This window comes from Candidatus Accumulibacter phosphatis, from assembly GCF_000024165.1.
Lineage (GTDB): Bacteria > Pseudomonadota > Gammaproteobacteria > Burkholderiales > Rhodocyclaceae > Accumulibacter > Accumulibacter phosphatis.
Genome location: NC_013194.1, coordinates 1,689,829 through 1,709,209 on the forward strand (window position 1 = coordinate 1,689,829; position 19,381 = coordinate 1,709,209).

At 66.1% G+C, this 19,381-nt stretch carries 9 protein-coding genes; 3 read left to right on the forward strand and 6 right to left on the reverse strand.

Annotated features, from left to right (window positions below):
- Positions 1–80: 80 nt before the first annotated feature.
- From CAP2UW1_RS07450 to CAP2UW1_RS07465, 4 genes are all read right to left on the reverse strand, one after another.
- Positions 81–1,457 (reverse strand): HlyD family type I secretion periplasmic adaptor subunit, encoded by a 1,377-nt coding sequence (locus CAP2UW1_RS07450; RefSeq protein WP_015766030.1) that lies wholly within the window; start codon positions 1,455–1,457, stop codon positions 81–83.
- Positions 1,458–1,523: 66 nt separating this feature from the next.
- Entirely contained in the window at positions 1,524–13,649 is a 12,126-nt protein-coding gene (locus CAP2UW1_RS26030) for a calcium-binding protein (protein WP_015766031.1), read from the reverse strand.
- Between the two features lie 2 nt (positions 13,650–13,651).
- The gene (locus tag CAP2UW1_RS07460; protein ID WP_015766032.1) at positions 13,652–14,542 is read right to left on the reverse strand and encodes a hypothetical protein; all 891 of its coding nucleotides are present in this window, start codon (positions 14,540–14,542) and stop codon (positions 13,652–13,654) included.
- A 239-nt stretch (positions 14,543–14,781) separates the two neighbouring features.
- Positions 14,782–15,261, reverse strand: coding sequence for a DUF7931 domain-containing protein (locus CAP2UW1_RS07465; protein ID WP_015766033.1), 480 nt, complete (start codon positions 15,259–15,261; stop codon positions 14,782–14,784).
- Between the two features lie 106 nt (positions 15,262–15,367).
- Here CAP2UW1_RS07465 and glyA point away from each other — a divergent pair, with 106 nt between their 5' ends.
- From glyA to ribD, 3 genes are read left to right on the forward strand one after another with little or no spacing between them, the layout of a single operon-like run.
- Positions 15,368–16,627, forward strand: coding sequence for a serine hydroxymethyltransferase (glyA, locus tag CAP2UW1_RS07470; RefSeq protein ID WP_015766034.1), 1,260 nt, complete (start codon positions 15,368–15,370; stop codon positions 16,625–16,627).
- Positions 16,624–17,094 (forward strand): transcriptional regulator NrdR, encoded by a 471-nt coding sequence (gene nrdR, locus CAP2UW1_RS07475; RefSeq protein WP_015766035.1) that lies wholly within the window; start codon positions 16,624–16,626, stop codon positions 17,092–17,094. The genes glyA and nrdR overlap by 4 nt, the downstream gene beginning before the upstream one ends.
- A 35-nt stretch (positions 17,095–17,129) precedes the next feature.
- Positions 17,130–18,200, forward strand: coding sequence for a bifunctional diaminohydroxyphosphoribosylaminopyrimidine deaminase/5-amino-6-(5-phosphoribosylamino)uracil reductase RibD (ribD, locus tag CAP2UW1_RS07480; protein WP_041568242.1), 1,071 nt, complete (start codon positions 17,130–17,132; stop codon positions 18,198–18,200).
- Here the strand turns inward: ribD and CAP2UW1_RS07485 are convergent.
- Positions 18,193–18,951 (reverse strand): HesA/MoeB/ThiF family protein, encoded by a 759-nt coding sequence (locus tag CAP2UW1_RS07485; protein WP_015766037.1) that lies wholly within the window; start codon positions 18,949–18,951, stop codon positions 18,193–18,195. The genes ribD and CAP2UW1_RS07485 overlap by 8 nt on opposite strands.
- Positions 18,952–18,961: 10 nt before the next feature.
- The gene (locus CAP2UW1_RS07490) at positions 18,962–19,381 is read right to left on the reverse strand and encodes a hypothetical protein (protein WP_015766038.1); all 420 of its coding nucleotides are present in this window, start codon (positions 19,379–19,381) and stop codon (positions 18,962–18,964) included.

Sequence of the window (19,381 nt, forward strand, 5' to 3'; positions counted from 1 at the left end):
GCTCTTGGGCATCCGCTGGACGCTTGCTGCTTCTTCCGGAACGTGCGCGCCACGCCGAAAGCGTCCACCAGGGCACGGACTCAGCGTTCCCTGGCCGCCTCATGCCAGGCCTTGCGCACCGGTGAGAGCAAATATTCGGCCACCGTGCGCCGACCCAGGAGGATCTCGGCATGGGTCTGCATGCCGGCGCTGAGCGCGAAACGCTGGCCGTCGATCTCCAGATGCGGCTGCTTGAGCGCAACCAGCGCCTTGTAGACCAACGGCCGGCTCCTGGCTGGCGAGTCATTCCTGCCCGCTTCCGATGCGCCGCTGCCCGGGCCGTCCGCCGAGTCGGCGCCGATGTGTTCGACCGTTCCCTCGACCATGCCGTACTTCTGGAACGGGAAGGCGGCGAACTTGAGCTTGACCGGCTGTCTCTGGCGAACGAAACCGATGTCTTCGTTCGACACCCACACTTCCGCGCGCAGGATGTCGTCCTTCGGCACCAGCGTCAGCAGGACCGTGCCCGGCTGAACCACGGTGCCCGGGCTGTGCGTCGCCAGGTCCTTGACGACGCTCTCCTGGCTGGCCTTCAGTTCGAGCAACGTCTGGCGGTGGCTTTGCTTGGCAAGTTCCTGCGCCAGCCTGTCGGTGTGCCCCTGGATTTCGTTGCGCTCGCTGTGCAGCTGGCGCCGATACTCGCTGGCGATCTGCGCGAGCTTGCGCTCGGACTGGGAGATGGCGGCCCGGGCAGACTCGATCAGGTGATCCTGTGTCTTGAGTTCCTGCTCCTTCTCGATGCGTTCCCGCTTCTTGTCGCTGGCCAGCAGCGCACCGGCAAAGCCGTCGCGGGCGAGTCCCTCGAAGGCTTCGTCCTGCGCGCGGTAGTGCGGCAGCGTGTCGGCCAGTTTGCGGCGAATCTGCTGGGCCGATGCCAGGTCGTGGCGAGCCTTGAGCAGATGGCTTTCCTCTTCGGCGAGCGCGGCCGCGAGAGCGGCACGATTGGCATGGTACTGGGCGGCCATTTCACGGGCGAGTTCGGGGGCATCGCCGCGGGGCGGGGCATACGGCCGGTTCGCCAGCTCGGCGTCGATGCGCGCCAGCGTCGCACGCTTCCGCAGGTGGTCGGTGGTCAGTGCGTTGAAGTCCGCGTCGCTTATCAGAGTATCCATGCGCATCAGCACCTGCCCCGCCGCGACGGACTGGCCTTCACTGACCAGGATTTCCTTGACGATCCCGGATTCAGCCGGCTGGACGATCTTCAGGTAGCTTTGCGGGATCAGTTTGCCGTCGGCGACGGCGACGATGTCGAGTTCGCCGATCAGGCCCCAGCCCAGCAGCGCCGCCAGCAGGGCCAGCAAGGTCCACAACACCTGGCGACCGAGCGGGTTCGGGGGCGAGTCGGTGAGGCGCAGCAAGGGCGGCGAGAAGTCGAGCGCGTCGGGGTTGGGCGGTTTCCGGGTGAACGGGGTCGGCATGGCGGTGACGCGATCAGGGGGAGGTGGAAGCGTCGAGCCTGAGCGGCTGCGCGGTGGCGATGATCATCACGCGAGCCGCTGCGCGCCAGACTGCAGCCCAGCGAGCGGTGTCAATGCCTGCGCTGCACTGCCGAATGCCGGATCGGCGAGAATGCCGATCGCCGGCGTCACGCCGATACCCGCCAGGCTGCCGCTTCTGCCGTACTGGTAGGCCAGATCGCCACCGAATGCCGCGCTGTCCGAGCCGGCGAGCTGGTGGCGGCTCAGCGCATCGGCCAGGGCCCAGTGAGTGAGCGTCGGAGTAGCCGCGCGGGCCGCGTCGAAGGCATCGACCAGGCCGCCGAAGTCGAAGCTCTCCACCTTCTCGTCGCGCAGCGGATCGCTGCCGCCGGCGTCGAAATCGGCCATCGCCTCGGCGATCACCTGCAGTCGGAGCACGCTGCGGCTGGCCGCGCCGGGAGCCGACGCATACCAATCCGTGAACGTGATCTGGTCGCCCGTAGCGATCGTCACGACGAGGTCGCGATCGACCTTGTCAAGCGACAGATCCGTGTAGGCGACGACGCCGCCGAGCGACAGAACATCCTGGCCGGAGTCCCCCGCCGCGAGCGTGTCCTGACCGTCGCCCCGGTTGAAAGCGATGATGTCGTTGCCGGGACCGGTGCGCAGCGTGTCGTTGCCGGTGCCACCCAGATAGATCTGTGAGCCGGCGCCACCGCTGAGCGTGTTGTTGCCGGCGCCCCCAGTGAATAGCGCGCTGCCGCTGCTGTCCTGGAGCGTGTCGTTGCCGGCCCCGCCTTCGAGAACATCGTTGCCCGCACCGCCATCGAGCGTGTCGTTGCCGGCGAGTCCGGCGAGCCGGTCGTCGCCGGCGTTGCCGCGCAGGCGGTTGGCGAGGTCGTTGCCGGTGAGCGTCGCGGCCGTGGCGACGGCGAGGAAGAGGTGTTCGACGTTGGCGGCGAGCGTGTGCTCGCTGCCGTAGCCATAGACGCTGTCGTTGCCCTGGTCGGCGTCTTCGACCGCCCGGTCGCCGGCGCCGAGGTAGTAGATGTCGTCGCCGAGGCCACCGGTGAGGATGTTGACGGCGCTGTTGGCGTGCCCGTAGAGGGTGTTGGCGCGGGCGTTGCCGGTGGCGTCGATGGCGGTGCCGCCGGTCAGGTAGAGGCGTTCGAGGTGCTCGCCGAGGGTCCAGGTGACGCTGCTGTAGACGGTGTCGAAGCCGGCGTCGGCGTCTTCGTGGATCGCGTCGGCGAGGTTGTCGACGGTGTAGCTGTCGTCGCCCGTGCCGCCGATGAGGGTGTCGGCGCCGAGCCCGCCATCGAGCGTGTCGTTGCCGGCGAGTCCGGCGAGCCGGTCGTCGCCGGCGTTGCCGCGCAGGCGGTTGGCGAGGTCGTTGCCGGTGAGCGTCGCGGCCGTGGCGACGGCGAGGAAGAGGTGTTCGACGTTGGCGGCGAGCGTGTGCTCGCTGCCGTAGCCATAGACGCTGTCGTTGCCCTGGTCGGCGTCTTCGACCGCCCGGTCGCCGGCGCCGAGGTAGTAGATGTCGTCGCCGAGGCCACCGGTGAGGATGTTGACGGCGCTGTTGGCGTGCCCGTAGAGGGTGTTGGCGCGGGCGTTGCCGGTGGCGTCGATGGCGGTGCCGCCGGTCAGGTAGAGGCGTTCGAGGTGCTCGCCGAGGGTCCAGGTGACGCTGCTGTAGACGGTGTCGAAGCCGGCGTCGGCGTCTTCGTGGATCGCGTCGGCGAGGTTGTCGACGGTGTAGCTGTCGTCGCCCGTGCCGCCGATGAGGGTGTCGGCGCCGAGCCCGCCATCGAGCGTGTCGTTGCCGGCGAGGCCGACGAGGCGGTCGTCGCCGGCGTTGCCGCGCAGGCGGTTGGCGAGGTCGTTGCCGGTGAGCGTCGCGGCCGTGGCGACGGCGAGGAAGAGGTGTTCGACGTTGGTGGCGAGCGTGTGCTCGGTGGCGTAGCCATAGACGCTGTCGTTGCCCTGGTCGGCGTCTTCGACCACCCGGTCGCCGGCGCCGAGGTAGTAGATGTCGTCGCCGAGGCCGCCGGAGAGGATGTTGACGGCACTGTTGGCGTGCCCGTAGAGGGTGTTGGCGCGGGCGTTGCCGGTGGCGTCGATGGCGGTGCCGCCGGTCAGGTAGAGGCGTTCGAGGTGCTCGCCGAGGGTCCAGGTGACGCTGCTGTAGACGGTGTCGAAGCCGGCGTCGGCGTCTTCGTGGATCGCGTCGGCGAGGTTGTCGACGGTGTAGCTGTCGTCGCCCGTGCCGCCGATGAGGGTGTCGGCGCCGAGCCCGCCATCGAGCGTGTCGTTGCCGGCGAGGCCGGCGAGCCGGTCGTCGCCGGCGTTGCCGCGCAGGCGGTTGGCGAGGTCGTTGCCGGTGAGCGTCGCGGCCGTGGCGACGGCGAGGAAGAGGTGTTCGACGTTGGCGGCGAGCGTGTGCTCAGTGGCGTAGCCATAGACGCTGTCGTTGCCCTGGTCGGCGTCTTCGACCACCCGGTCGCCGGCGCCGAGGTAGTAGATGTCGTCGCCGAGGCCGCCGGTGAGGACGTTGGCGGCGCTGTTGGTGTCGCCACGCAGCGTGTTGGCGAGATCATTGCCATAGCCGTTGATCGCCGCCGTTCCGGTGAGAGTGAGGTTCTCGACGTTGGCGCCGAGTGTCCACCGGATGCCCGAGACGATCGTGTCCTTGCCGGCGTCGGCCGCCTCGATCACGGTGTCTTTGTCGCCGACGTAATAGGTGTCGTTCCCTGTGCCGCCTTCCAGCGTGTCGGCTTCGGCACCGCCATCGAGCACGTTGTTGCCGCTGTTGCCGGTCAGCCGGTTGCGCAGTGCGTTGCCGGTGCCGTTGATCGAGGCGCCTGCCGCCAGGACGAGGTTCTCGACGTTGTCGGCGAGGGTGTGGCTGACCAGACTCCAGACGGTGTCACTCCCCTGATTCGCCAGTTCGACAACGGTATCGCCGCGCTCATCGACGACATAGGTGTCGTCGCCGTCACCGCCGCGCATCGTGTCGGCGCCAGCGGCACCGTTGAGCAAGTCGTTCCCCGAGGTGCCCACGAGTACGTCCTTGTTGGCGGTTCCGAGAAGCGCGGCGGGAGACGCGGCGGCAATCTGGAGCGTCAATGGTGTGGCGACGGAAGCACCGGCTCGGTCGGTGGCCGTGATGCGTAGATTGAGGTTGCCTCTGGCGCCGACCGGTGCGATGCCGCTGATGTCCCCGGTGCGGGCGTCGATCGCCAGCCATGACGGCAGGGGGTCGCCAGTGGTCAGCGCGGCATGCAGCGTCAGCACCTCGCCCGGGTCCTCGTCCGCGAAGGTGTCGGAAGGTATCGTCCAGCGGATCGGCATGCCTTCGCGAAAGGTCAGCGTCTCGATAGGCGCGTTGACGACGGGTGCCTGATTGACGTCAGCGACGATCACTTTCAGGGCCTGAGAGGCCGACGCGCCGCTCCGATCAGCGGCGGTGACGAACAGGTCGTGGCTCCCGACATCCGCATTGGTGGGGGTGCCGCTGAGCGTGCGCGTGAGCGGGTCGAAGCGAAGCCAGGCGGGTTCGTCCGGCAGGTTCACCGACCAGGTCAGCAAATCGCCTGGGTTGGGGTCGCGGAAGGCGATTTCGGGCAGCACGACGGTGAACGCCTCGCCCTCGCGCGCCGAGACCGGCAACAGCGGCACGTCGGCTTGCGGAGCCAGGTTGCCCTGGGTGGCGGCCATGGCCTCGATGGCTCGACGGTCCCACGACGAACCGTTGGCGAAATTCACCTGCTCGACCGTGATGCGGCGCCCGTCAGCTTCGAGCTTCAACCAATCCGCACTGTCCTTGACACGGAAATACAGTCCGTCGGGCTGGTACTGAAGCGTGACGTCGCTGGGCAGGAGGTCGAAAAGGTCGATCCGCTCCACTTTGCCGATGACGCGATCCTGGCCGTATCCTCGCCCGTAGCGTACCGTGCTGGCATGGTAAAGAAGGTCGTTGCCGGCGCCGCCATCGAGGAGGTCCGCACCCTCCCGCGCAGACATGGAACTGCCGCCGTAGAGGGTATCGTCGCCGGCATCGCCGTAAAGCTGGTCGTCGCTGCTGGACCTGCTGCCGCTGTCCCCGTAGAGGACGTCATCGCCGTCGCCGCCGCGTAAGGAGTCGTTGCCACCACCGCCGGTGACCGTATCGTTACCGGCCTGGGCGTCAATCCTGACGTTGATGGTCGCTGTGGTCACCGGACCAAACGTCGGTATGGCGAAGAAGGAAGCCGCCAGTCTGTCGGCTCCCGCGGTTCCCACCAGTGCACCGGTGAGGTCGACGCGCGTGCCGTCGGCAAACTGCAAGGACTCGATCGGGATCACCGGTTGCCCATCGGCAAAGCGCGAGCCCGCGTCCTTGACGAAAACGAGGCTGTCGCTGCTTCCTGCCAGCGTCAGTTGCCAACTCTCGTCAGACAACACGGCGATGGTCAGATCCTGCATGCGGATCCCTTCGTCGAACCGGATATTGTCCCGGTCGACGGGCGCGCCGAGGCGCCGGTCGTCAATGATACGGTCCGTACCCGAACCGCGGCGAAAGAGATAGGTGTCGGCGCCGAAGACACCACTCAGTGTATCGTCGCCGGTTCCGCCGTCGAGCGTGTCGTCGCCCTCACCACCCCAAAGGTCATCGCGGCCGCTGCCGCCGTCGAGGTTGTCACTGCCCCCATAAGCCCTGAGGGTGTCGTTGCCGGCGCCGCCTTTGAGCACGTTCGCTGCCGCGTTGCCGTTGATCACGTTGTCCAGTTCATTGCCGGCAGCGCCGAGCGGGTTCGACCCGAGCAAGGTCAGGACCTCGACGCCGCTACCCTGGCTGGCCAGATCGAACGACACCCAGCTGTAGGCGGTGTCTCGGCCTTCGCCAGCGTGCTCGATGATGAGGTCGTTGGCGTCATCGATATCGTAGACATCGTTGCCGGCGCCGCCGACCAGCGTGTCTGCACCGGCCAGTCCTTCGAGCCAGTCATTGCCGTTGCCGCCGTCGAGCAGGTCGCCGCGATCGCCACCGCTCAGCGTGTCGGAGCCGTCGAAACCGAACAGTCGATTGCCGACGCCGTCAAAGCCGGTCAGTGAGTCCGCCGCTGACGTGCCGAGCGTCGACAGGCGTGCCTTGATGTCGTCAGCGGTCCACGTGAGACCATCGGCGAAAGTGATCTGCTCGATGCCGGCGGATGTTGCCGCGTTGTATTGCTGTCTGACGGTCACTTGATCGCTGCCGCCGAGCCTGACGATCAGGTCGCTACCGACGCGCGCGAGTTCGCTGACTGCGGCGGCAGCGAGGTCGGTCAGGCGCAGGGTATCGACGGTACCGTTCGTGTCGTTGGTTTCGTTGATCACATCGGCGCCGTCGCCGTTGGCAAAGAGGTAGATGTCGGCACCGAATCCGCCAGCCAGCCGGTCGTTGCCGCGACCGCCGGCCAACGTATCGGCCACTTCCGCGCCATTGAGGCTGTCGTCGCCGTCGAAGCCGTAAAGACGGTTGTCGGTCCCCGCCTGACCGTTGATCACGTCCTTGCCGGCAGTACCGGTAACGAGTACGCGCTCCTGGAGGTCGCCCACGTTCCAGCGCACGCTGTCGGCGAAGCGAAACTCCTCGATCTGGTGGCTGGCACCGGCAAAATACGCTTGAATCGTCAGCCGATCCGAACCGCCGTAGGCCAATACCAGGTCATTGCCGTTATGCGGACGCGTGACGGTGACTACCGAGGAAGCGACATCCAAGAACTCGACGACGTCGGCGTGGTCGGCGGTGACGTCATCGTCGACAATGAGATCGCTGCCGTCGCCGACGGCGAAACGATAGTGGTCGCTACCCGCCCCACCCCGCAGCGTGTCGTTGCCACGCCCACCGGTGATCACGTCGTCGCCGGCCAGACCGTCTACGAGGTCGTCACCACCCAGTGCGTCGATCGTGTCGGAGGCCAGGGTGGCGGTGTATATGTCGGCGCCTTCGCTGAGTTCGGTACTCAAGTGTGTGGCGATCTCGGCGCCGTTCCACTCGCTGCCGTCAGCGAAGCGGACGCGGTCGATCGGTGCGCCCGCGAAGTGCCGGAGGACGAGAACGTGTTCGCCGCTCGTCCGCACGCGGATGACGAGGTCGTCGTGGCTGCGTGCGAAAATCAGATCGTCCGCAAGCAGGCCGTTGCCGATGATCAGGCGGTCGGTGTCGAGCGAGGAATCGCTGTTGTCGACAGTGTCGTTGCCACTGCCGAGCCCCCAGAAATAGGTATCGGAACCGGCACCGCCGTTGACAAAGTCGTCGCCGCTGCCGCCGAGCAGGAGATCATCGCCGTCCGCGCCAACCAGCGAATCAGCGCCGGCGCCGCCGTCGAGGGTGTCGGCGAGTCCGCCGCCGGTCAGCCGGTCGTTGCCGTCCAGGCCATAAATGCGGTTCGCGGCATCCGGCACGCCGACGATCACGTCGTTGCCCGCGGTTGCCGCATCGGCCAGGAGTCGCGCGAGGATGTCCTTGGCCGTCCACGACGTGGCCGTTGCCTCGAAGTCGATGCGCTCTATCCCGGCAGTCGGCCCGCCGCCGGGTGCGTAGGCGTCGGCAACGGTCAGCCGGTCGGTCGTGCCGAGGATGTCGATGACGAGATCGTTGCCTTGCCGACTGAGCTTGAGGTCACTCGGCAGTACGCCCGCCGACAGCCGGATCACGTCGGTCGATGTCCGATCGCCGCCCTCGACGATGCGGTCGCTGCCGTCGCCGCGGCCAAACAGGTAGGTGTCGCCACCGCTGCCGCCGGCGAGACGGTCTGCCCCGGCGCCGCCGTCGAGGCTGTCGTCACCGGCACCACCGGTGAGATCGTCGTCGCCGTCGCCACCGCTGAGCCGATCGTTGCCCTCACCGCCGTACAGCGTGTCGTCGCCCGGTCCGCCGGCGATTTCGTCGTCACCGGCGAGGCCGCTGACGACATCGTTGCCGGCGAGGGTGTCGAGGCGGTCGCTGCCGGAGGTGCCGGCGTGGATGTCGTCCCCGTCGGTCGGCCGGTTGTCGAGGTGCGCGTCGATCTCGCTGGCCTGCCATTGGCTGCCGTCGCTGAAGCGGATGCGGTCGATCGGCGCGCCGGCATAGTGTTTGAGGACGGTGACCTGCTCGCGGGTGGTGCGCACGCGGACGATCAGATCGTCGCCGCTGCGTCCGCAGAGGAGGTCTGCGGGCAGCAGGCCGCTGCCGATCACCAGAGTGTCGGTCTTGCCGGCCGAGGTGTCGGTGTTGTCGATGCTGTCCTGGCCGCTGCCGATCCCCCAGGCGTAGGTGTCGGAACCGGCACCGCCACGCAGGCTGTCGTTGCCGGCGCCGCCGTCGAGGCGGTCGTTGACGCTGGTGCCGGTCAGCGTGTCGTTGCCGGTCGTGCCGGTGAGGTCGAAGCCTCTGGCGAGCAGCTCGCCGTAGCTCAGTGCCGTGCCGTCGGCGAACTCGAAACGGTCGATCGCCGGTGGCTTCTTGGTGCCGAGGGCGTCGTCGGGGTCGAATCCGTCGATGTGGATGGCGTCGTCGGGGTTGCTGCCGACCAGGATCTTGAGCGAGCCGATCGCCAGCCGGATGTCGTCCGCGGTGATGCCGGCGCCGAAGCGCAGGGTGTTGGGGAGGGCGGTGCCGTCGGCATCGGTCTTGGCGCTGGTGTCGATGATCCGGTCGGTGCCGTCGCCGCGGCTGTAGAGATAGGTGTTGCGGCCGCCGTAGCCGATGAGGGTATCGTCGCCCCGGCCGCCCGAGAACGTGGTGTGGCCGTCCGTGGCGGTGAGGTAGTCGCCGAGGCTGCCGCCGAACCAGAATCTTCGCCCACCGCTTGCCGCGCCCATCGGCGTATCGACGAGGCGACCGATGAGTTCGCTGTAGCTGAGGGTTTCGCCGTTGGCGAACCGGTAGTGGCCAATGCTGCCCGCCAGGCCATCCTTGATCAGCAGTTGATCGCTGGTGCCGTAGGTGATGAGGAGCGAATCATCGGATTTGGCGATGCGTAGGTCGGTCGGCGTGGCCTGGCTGAAGACGATGGTGTTGTCGCCGTCGGCATCGACGACGTGTTCGACGAAGTCGTCCGCATCGCGCGGGCTGTCGCCGGCGGCGAAGAGATAGATGTCATCGCCGGCGCCACCTTCCAGGTAGTCGGTGCCGGTGCCGCCGATCAGCGTATCGGCTCCGCCGCCTCCGCGCAGGCCGTCGTTGCCGCTGCCGCCGTCGAGAAGGTCGTCGCCGTGCGCCGACGTGGCGAGCGGGGTGTCCGGCGTATCGTCGCCAGCGAGGACGTCGTCGCCCTGACCGCCGTAGAGTTCGTCGTTGCCACCACCGCCAATCAGGCTGTCTTTGCCGGCGCCGCCGTCGAGCGTGTCCCGGCCGTGATAGCGACTGTCGAGAGTAGGGTCGTCGCCGTCGAGGTAATCGTTGCCGACGCCGCCAATCAGTTCGTCGTCTGCGCCGTCACCCCACAGACTATCGTCGCCATCGCCGCCATCGAGGGTGTCGCGGCCGTGGTACTCGCCCGCCGTTACCCTGTTGTCACCTTTGAGGCGGTCGTTACCCGCGCCACCGAACAGCCCGTCGTCGTTGCCGTCCCCCCACAGTCTGTCGTCGCCGTCACCGCCATCCAGATAGTCGCGCCCGTGGTACTCGCCTGGTGTCAGGCCGTCGTCACCGCTGATCTGGTCGTTGCCCGCGCCGCCGAACAGCCGGTCGCCGTTGCCGTTGCCCGACAGATGGTCATTGCCGTCGCCGCCGTCCAGGTAGTCGCTGCCATGCAGGATGCCGGGCAGGCCACGTGTCGGATCGTCCGGGTCAGCCGGCTCGTCGCCCGAGAGGATGTCGACACCGCGGCCGCCGTAGATCTGGTCGTTGCCCTCTCCGCCAAAGGCCACGTCGTCGTCGGCGCCGCCGTCGACGAAGTCGTCGCCGGGGCCGGCGAACAGCCAGTCGTTGCCGGCTCCGCCGAACATCAGGTCGGCACCCCCGTCGCGGCGAGTGATCTCCAGGGAGCGGAAGTCCTGTCGGAAGGTCGTTACGTCGCCACGGGTCTCGACAAGGCGGATTACTTGCCAGTCGCGGGTAGCCGTGAGAACGACGGCGTCGCCCGACAGGTTGTCGTCGCCACCACCACCGATCGTCAGGTCATCGCCGGCACCGCCGGCCAGGAAATCGTTGCCGGCATCGCCGACCAGCGTGTCGTCGTCCTCGCCACCGTCGAGCAGGTCGCCCGACTCGCCGGGTGCGCCACTGGCCATCTGCACATCGTTGTTGGCGAACGCTGCCCGCAGTTCGACCTTGTCGCGTGCGAAGAGGTGGTCGCCACCGCTCCCTCCGGTGATCAGGTCGTAGCCGGTGCCGCCTTCGACGGTGTCAGCGTCGTCGCTGGCCTCGAGAATGTCGCGCCCGTCGCCACCCTGGATGCGGTCGGCGCCCGCCCCGCCATCGACCCAGTCGTCGCCGGTGCCCGCTTCGATCCAGTCGGCGCCGCCGCGCCGGGCATCGATCAGGTCACGCCCACCACCCGACTGGATGTGGTCGTTGCCGGTGCTGTCCTTGAGGGTGTCGGCGTAGGCGGGGTCCGGCTGGTCGGGGTCGCCGATGACGTTGCCGAGGTCGTCGCGCAAGGACTGTACGCCCGGCGTCACCGGGTCGTGGTCGAGCGGTTGGAAATCGCCGAGGATGTCGCGGGTCGTAGGCCGCACTGCGCCTGTTGTTGAGGCGTCGGCCAAGGTGAGGCCGAGCTGGCCCTTTCGGTAATCCTTGACGGTGGTGATGCCGGCCGGCGAGGTGATGACGAGGTCGCCACGGCCGCTGTCGTCGGGTTTGAAACGGTAGCTGATACCGTCCTTCTGCCAGAAGCCGTCGGCGACCCAGTCGGCAAGCGAGAGCGTTTGGTCGCCGATGCGGATGTGGCCGATGCCGTCGCTGTCGCGGATGGTGTCAAAACCGCCACCGACATCGAGGACGTAGGTGTCGTCGCCGGCGCCCCCGTCGAGGAGGTCGTTACCTTTTCCGCCTTCCAGGCGGTCCATTCCGGAGCCGCCCAGCAACGTGTCCTGGCCCTCCCCGCCGCTGAGAATGTCGCTGCCGGCGTTGCCTTCGAGATGGTCGTCACCCTTGCCGCCGTCAAGGCGGTCCATGCCGGCGCCACCGTAGAGGTGGTCTGCTTCATCGCCGCCGAAGAAGCTGTCGTTGCCGTCGCCGCCGAACAGGTAGCGCGAACCATCGCTCGTGGCGGTCAGGCTATTGACTTCCTGTAGGGTCATGCCGGTGGCCCTGTCTTCGAAATAGAGCGTGTCGGTTGACAGCACGTCGACGCGCAAATCCTTGCCGGTACCCGTATTGGCCAGGTTGGCGGCGACGATGCGGGTTAGGAAAGCGGCCCGATCCGCGAGGTATCGATCAGTGTAGTTTCCTCGCCCGTCGGCCCGTTCCTGGGGCGTCAAGTCCCCATCGGCCTTCCAATCATTGTATTCGCTGTCCCACTGGGCTCTGAGCGTCTCTGCGACGGCCGTTGCGTTGCCGACTGTGGCTCTGAGGGCGACGGGGGAAAGCGTGAGGAGAGTCAACAGACTGGCGAAGTCGGTGCGGGCGGCGTTGCCTAGGTCCGCGCCCGGGAGGGTAACGGTGACTTTGCCGATGAGATCGGTGAAGCGCTTGCCACCCGTCAGCGCGTTGAGGTTCTTGTAGAATGCATTGCGGTCCGTGATGTCGGCCCAGGTGTTGCCATCGAGTCGCGCAGGCAGCGCAGGGGCCGCGCTGCCCAGGATCATCCGGGAGAGACTGTTGAGGACATTCTCCAGTACGTCGCCTTCCGCCTTGCCTTGGTCACCCGCCACGGACTTGCTCCTGGCGTTGGAGGCCGCCTGGAGAATCGCGTTGAGCGTGTCCGTCGTGACCAGCGGGTCGAGAGTCGCCAGAGTGTTCTGCAGATTGAGTGAGTCGACCAGCAACACGAGACTGTGGGTGTCCCCGAAGTCGTTGTGCGCGTAGCGGTCAACCAGGAACTTGAGGCCGTAGGCGTCCAGGCTCGCCCTGATCACCTCCTTGATGACGCTGCCACGGTACAAAGGCTGGTCTTCGACGAAGACCGGCGTCGGAGCTCCGTAGTGCAGTTGGGAGCTGGAGACGACCGACGGGTAGGTGGCGCCGAAGATGTCGAAGACATTGGGCTCTGGTGGAGAGACGGTGTTGCGCCCATCCGTGGCGATGTTCCAGGCTTCACGCACCTTGCTGTAGGCCTGGGTGTCGCGCTGGGCGATAGCTACGGCAAGCTGGTAATCCAGGCGAGTGGCTTCGATGTGGACAACCGGGATGGGCGCGGGAAAGGTCGGCTCTCCTGGGCTCGTGGAGCCACTGGTGAGCGTGGCAAGGCGGATGACTTCGTCGTAAACCTCGCTGAGATTTGCCAGAGCCTGACGGAGCAGGAGCTTCTCCGCTGGGGATGCCGTGCTCGTGCTTTCCAGCCGGACAAAATCCGCATGCGTAGGTCGGCTACCGCTGTTGAGCCGGCTCCTGACACCGTCGTAGAACAACTTCATGTTGCCATCGGTGAATACGATCTGGAGTCCGTCCGTATTCTTGCGTTGGAGGTTAAAGCGATCCACGATGTCGCGCAGCGATTGGCCGGCGTTGATCTTCCCGACGCCCGCGCCATTGAAGGTGTAGGTGGACCCCGCTTCGCCGGGGTGCAAGAGGTTGAACGCCGTCGCCAGATGGCCACCCAGGCTGTAACCGGTAACCGTCAGGCTGGAACCGGCGGGGATCTTGCCGCTGCTCTTGAGGCTGGCGTACCAGTCGTCCATGTCGGCGATCTGCCCCATGGCCCAGCCGCCTTCGGCAATTTCCATCTTGTTGGTGGCCTGATTGTCGCGCGCGGCGTCGTCCACGAACTCGGTGCTGCGGAAGCTGAGGACGAGCTTGTCGGTACCTTTTTCCTTGAACAGCGTGCCGCTGAAGCCCGTCGTGGTGTTTGACAGGTGTTCGACCACCGTCCACCGGGTTGCGAACTTCTCCGCTTCGAGTTGTGGGAACTTGCTGGCGTGGCGGTTGCCCGTGGTGAGGTTCTCGACGGTGAGTGGGATGTTTAGTGCCTTCTCCCCTGGCGTTTGTGAAGGAGTCACATTTGCGTCGAAGTCGTAAAGTGCTTCGGCAGCCATCTGAAGACTGGCGTGCTCTAGGGTGTCGGCGATGGTGGGCATGATCAGTGGTTACTCCTTGGAACAAGGACTTGGTCAACAAACTTCCGTGTTGCCGCGTTGGCTCCCACACCATGTGCGGGACATTTCCAGGCAGTCAGCCAAGGGGTCGGATTGAAACCACTGGGCTTGGTTGATCCCCAAGCAAATCGCGTCATCTCGCCCAGTACTTCACCCGTCTTGATGTCTAGGACCCTGACCGTGCTGCTGGCAACGCCCAAAGCGCGCTCGTCGGGAATGACATGGTCCTCGAACGTAACACCGTAGCGGGGAGAAGGATCGGGGGCAAGGCTCTTTACCAGTGTCCACTGGTAAACATTGAGATCGTACGTGGGGTCGTTCTTGATTCCTAGTTGAACGTTAGGGGCTGTGATGTCCTTCTTGCCTACCACCTTGTTTGAACCCGTATAGCGATACCGTTGGCCGTCCTTCTCGTCGATGACATCCACGTAGCGATAGCCCGGAAGATTGGATGCATTTTCCGGGACGTAATTGGTGTTGATGTAGCCACGACGATCGGGCGTTACCGGCACGCCTTCTCGCGAAGACTGCTCGTAGCCCAGGAAGGTCGTGATGTACTCGTCAGCCCGGCTTTCCAGGGCAAACGCCGCGCCCGGCCACATCAGGTCCGCCCACTCGCGACCGCCGGCCTGCGGGCGCACCTTCAAGAGGACGATCCCTTCCACGTCCAGCACGGTGCGGTAGATTTTCTCGCCGGCGACGGTTCTGCACTTCTCTTCGTAAAGCGCCCTGGCCTTCCGGGCGAGGGCCGCCTTCTTTTCTTCTTCCGCCTTGGCCAGTAGATGCTCGTTCCACGCCCAGCGGCCGGGGAAGGCTGCCCACAGCATCAGAAGCAACAGCACGCCATACAGCAACGATCGTCGTGTCCCTGTCATGTGCGTATCCTCCCTTCGTTGTCACAGGCGCCGGCAGAACGCTCGATTTCTTCGCGTTCGAGAGGCCGCAGGCCAGATGCTGTCGCTAGCCCGGGAGGAGGGGCCCCACATCGCCTCCACGGCTCTCGCAAGAGCTGTACGAAAAAACAGTATCATGACAGAAAGTGGAGCGTCAAGCGTCTATTGCCGAGCTTGTCCGAACCCGGCCGGTCAGCGCCCCGCGGTGCTTTTCCGCCGGCTCAAAGACCCAGGGTCATCGGGCTCAGCGGATCGCCGCCTTCGCCGAGAATCTCGTCGAAGCGCTGCTGGTAGGGGGCGCATTCCTCGCTGTCGTCGATGATCAGTCGGGACCGCGGCTGTTCCTGGTGGAAGCGAACGAGTGCGTTCCGGCCGTCGGCGATGAGCAGCGAATCCTTGAGCCTAGCGAGATGCGGCGGCGACTGGATGATCGTCAGCGCCGGCGAATGGACGGCCAGGAGGTCCATCAGTTGGGGGCTGTACTGCCTGACGAAGTCCGCCTTCTGGACGACGATCGTCAGTCGTGTGGTGGGCTGCCGCGCGCTCAGCAAGCGGCGCAGCGCGGCGATCCGCGCGGGGCGTTCGAGCTTGAGCGGCGACAGGTTCTCGTCAAAAACGAGGAGTGTCGTCGGCGACAGGTCGAGGATTTCCTGTACCGCGCTATCGTGCTCGCTCCAGGTGGTGATCAGCTTGCTGGTCATCGATGGGCCTCCATTCGTTTGCTGTCGAAGATAGCAGGCGTGGCGCCGACCGGGCAAGCGCCCGCATGCTACAATCGAAATCTTTTCAAGGCTTGCGAGGCACACGATGTTTTCCGCGAAAGACACCCTGGCGAAAGTGGATCCCGAGATCTGGCAGGCGATCGAGAACGAGAATCGCCGTCAGGAAGAGCACATCGAGCTGATCGCTTCCGAGAACTACGTGAGCCATGCCGTGATGGCGGCACAAGGCTCGCAGCTGACCAACAAGTATGCCGAAGGCTACCCGGGCAAGCGCTACTACGGAGGCTGCGAGCATGTCGATGTCGCGGAACAGCTGGCCATCGAGCGACTGAAGAAACTGTTCAATGCCGAGGCCGCGAACGTGCAGCCAAACTCGGGGTCGCAGGCCAATCAGGCCGTGCTGATGGCCTTTGCCAAGCCGGGCGACACGATCATGGGCATGAGCCTGGCCGAAGGCGGGCACCTGACCCATGGCATGCCCCTGAACATGTCCGGCAAGTGGTTCAAGGTCGTTGCCTATGGTCTCGACGCGCATGAGGCCATCGATTACGAGAAGATGGAAGCGCTGGCGCGCGAGCACAAGCCGCGCATCCTGATCGCCGGCGCCTCGGCGTATTCGCTGCATATCGACTTCGAACGGTTCGCCAACGTGGCCAGGGAGATCGGCGCGATCTTCATGGTCGATATGGCGCACTACGCCGGCCTGATTGCCGCCGGTTGTTACCCGAACCCGGTGCCGCATGCGGATGTCGTGACGTCGACGACGCACAAGACGCTGCGCGGTCCGCGCGGTGGCGTCATCCTGATGAAGGCCGAGCACGAAAAGGCGATCAACTCGGCGGTGTTCCCGGGTCTGCAGGGCGGGCCGCTGATGCACGTGATCGCGGCCAAGGCGGTGGCCTTCAAGGAGGCGCTGACGCACGGTTTCCGCGCCTACCAGGAGCAGGTCGTCGCCAATGCGCGTGTCCTGTCACGCGTGTTGTCGGAAGAACGCGGCCTGCGCATCGTTTCCGGCCGTACCGAGTCGCACGTCTTCCTGGTCGATCTGCGGGCCAAGAACATCACCGGCAAGGAAGCCGAGGCGGCCTTGGGGGCCGCGCATATCACGGTGAACAAGAACGCGATTCCGAACGATCCGCAGAAACCCTTCGTTACCTCGGGGATTCGTATCGGCTCGCCGGCGATGACGACTCGCGGCTTCACCGAGATCGAGTCGGAACTGGTCGGGCACCTCATCGCTGATGTGCTCGACGCGCCCGGTGACCAGGACGTTCTGCAACGCGTTCGCGCCGACGTTTCGACGCTGTGCCGGAAATTCCCGGTGTATGGTGCGCCGGCGGGATGAAGTGTCCGTTCTGCGGCGCCGACGAGACGGCGGTCGCCGACACACGCATCAATGACGACGGCGACATAGTCAGGCGCCGGCGGCGCTGCCTCACCTGTGACAAGCGCTTTACCACTTACGAGCGGGCAGAACTGCGCATGCCGCAGGTCATCAAGAAGAATGGCTCGCGTGTCGACTTCGAACGCGAGAAGCTCGGCGCCAGTCTTTGGCTGGCATTGCGCAAGCGACCGGTGAGCAGCGAAGCGGTCGATGCGGCGATCGTCCGCATCGAAGAGAAACTGCTGGCGCTCGGCGAGCGTGAAGTCTCCTCGGAAAAGATCGGTGAAATGGTCATGCGCGAGCTGAAGAAGCTCGACAAGGTGGCCTATGTTCGCTTCGCTTCGGTCTACCGCAATTTCGAGGACGTCGACGAGTTCTCGAAGGTCATTCGCGAAGTCTCCCGCTCGCCGCAGCCGCTCGGTCGTTGAGAGAGCCGGTGTTCAGCGCCGCCGATCACGACTTCATGGCGCGTGCGCTTCGGCTTGCCGAACGCGGGCTGTATACGACGACACCCAATCCACGCGTCGGCTGCGTCATCGTCGCCGACGGTGAAGTCGTCGGCGAAGGCTGGCACGTGCGGGCGGGCGGGCGGCACGCCGAAGTGCACGCCCTGCAGGCGGCGGGCGAAAAAGCCGCCGGTGCCACCGCCTACGTCACGCTCGAGCCGTGCAGTCACCATGGTCGCACCCCACCTTGCGTCGAGGCCTTGCTTGCGGCGGGGGTGGCGCGTGTCGTCGCGGCGATGCAGGATCCCAATCCGCAGGTGGCGGGAAGCGGGCTGGCCAGCTTGCAGGCCGCTGGCGTGCGCGCCGAGTGTGGCTTGCTGGCGGCCGAGGCGGGGGAAATCAACATCGGCTTCGTCGCCCGCATGACGCGTTGCCGGCCATGGCTGCGCCTGAAGCTGGCAGCCAGCCTCGACGGCAAGACGGCGCTGCGCAATGGCGCCAGCCAGTGGCTGACCGGCCCGGCGGCCAGGCAGGACGGGCACCGCTGGCGAGCCCGTGCCTGCGCCATCCTCACCGGCATCGGCACGGTCCGCCACGACGATCCGCAGCTCAACGTGCGTGGGGTCGAGGGATTCGCCGGCGAGCTCCGCCAACCCTTGAAGGTCGTCGTGGACAGTCGGCTCGAGCTGTCGCCGGACGCCAGACTGCTGCGTGATGGCCAGGTCCTGGTCGCCGCCGCGCTTGTCGACCGGGCGAAGGTCGACGCGCTTGCGCAGCGTGGTGCCGAGGTGCTGCTGCTGCCCGGGCCGGCCGGCCGGGTCGATCTGGCGGCGCTGCTCGATGAACTCGCCAGGCGCGGTATCAATGAAGTGCACGGCGAGGCGGGTTTCGCACTCGGTGGTTCGCTGCTCGATGCCGGCCTGGTCGACGAGCTGCTGCTCTACCTGGCGCCCTGCCTGGTGGGCGACGCGGCACGCGGGATGTTCGACCTGCCACCGCTCGCGTCGCTTGCCGGTCGCCGCCGACTGTCGATCCGCGACCTGCGTTCGGTGGGCCCCGACCTGCGTCTGCTGGCGCGCTTCAACTGAGGCTGTCGCAGGCGCAGACCGGACACTCCGGATCCCTGCCGAACCTGACGCTGCGCCATTCCATAGATAGTCCGTCGAGCAACCACAGGCGGCCGACGGCCACCTCGCCGACACCGATGATCAGTTTCAGCGCTTCGGCGGCCTGCATGGCGCCGATGATCCCGGTAAGCGGCGCGAAGACTCCCATCACCGCACAGCGCACCTCCTCGACATCATCACCTTCCGGAAACAGGCAGTTGTAACAGGGCGTGTGATCGCGTCGGCTGTCGAACACCGCCAGTTGCCCGGCAAAGCGGATCGCGGCGCCCGAAACGAGCGGAGTGTGGTGCCTGACGCAGGCGCGATTGACCGCGTGCCGCGTTGCAAAGTTGTCGCAGCAATCGAGAACGACGTCCGCCTCGGCGACCTGCGCCGCCAGCGCGTCGCCGGCCAGCCGGGTGGTGATCGCTGCGACTGTCACTTCGGGGTTGATGCCCCGTAATGCCGTCTGTCCGGACACGGCCTTGGGCTGGCCGACGCGCTCCAGCGTGTGCAGGATCTGGCGCTGCAGGTTGGTGAGGTCCACCGTGTCACCGTCCGCCAGCGTGATTCTCCCGACCCCGGCAGAAGCGAGATAGAGCGCCGCCGGCGACCCCAGGCCGCCGGCACCGACGATCAGCACTCTGGCTTGACCCAGCCTCTCCTGTCCTTCGATACCGACTTCGTCGAGCAGGATGTGGCGGCTGTAGCGCAGCAACTGTCCGTCGTTCATCGGGTCGGCACTATTTGTATTCGCGCCACTCCGGTGGGGTGTCGTCGTGGTCGCCGTGTGGGTGGCGCTCCCAGGCGTGCGTGTAGGCTTCCGACTGCGAGCGCTTGAGTGGCCGATGAGGAGCGTCGAGGTTGTGCAGCTGTGTTTCCTCGACGTAATAGATCAGCGCCCGCATCATCTTGCTCATCAGCGTGTTGTCGAGGTGATAGCCCTTGTCTTCGAGCGTCCCCTCGAGTTCCTGCAGGGAGTGGTGATGCAGATCGTAGGCAACGCCGACCACTCTCGCCTGCTCACGCCGTTCCACTTCCAGTTGGTCGACCCGGGAGAGAAAGTCGGAGGCCTCGCGCACCTGTCCGGGCGGAAACTTGGCGAACAGGATGTTCCGCTCCTTGCGGATCGGCCGTTGCGGCGTGGCGACCGGTCGTTTCAC

Excerpts from the sequence above, each read along its gene's own strand:
- CAP2UW1_RS07450 (WP_015766030.1), bottom strand. The coding sequence starts at position 1,457 with ATGCCGACCCCGTTCACCCGGAAACCGCCCAACCCCGACGCGCTCGAC.
- CAP2UW1_RS26030 (WP_015766031.1), bottom strand. The coding sequence starts at position 13,649 with ATGCCCACCATCGCCGACACCCTAGAGCACGCCAGTCTTCAGATGGCT.
- CAP2UW1_RS07460 (WP_015766032.1), bottom strand. The coding sequence starts at position 14,542 with ATGACAGGGACACGACGATCGTTGCTGTATGGCGTGCTGTTGCTTCTG.
- CAP2UW1_RS07465 (WP_015766033.1), bottom strand. The coding sequence starts at position 15,261 with ATGACCAGCAAGCTGATCACCACCTGGAGCGAGCACGATAGCGCGGTA.
- glyA (WP_015766034.1), top strand. The coding sequence starts at position 15,368 with ATGTTTTCCGCGAAAGACACCCTGGCGAAAGTGGATCCCGAGATCTGG.
- nrdR (WP_015766035.1), top strand. The coding sequence starts at position 16,624 with ATGAAGTGTCCGTTCTGCGGCGCCGACGAGACGGCGGTCGCCGACACA.
- ribD (WP_041568242.1), top strand. The coding sequence starts at position 17,130 with ATGGCGCGTGCGCTTCGGCTTGCCGAACGCGGGCTGTATACGACGACA.
- CAP2UW1_RS07485 (WP_015766037.1), bottom strand. The coding sequence starts at position 18,951 with ATGAACGACGGACAGTTGCTGCGCTACAGCCGCCACATCCTGCTCGAC.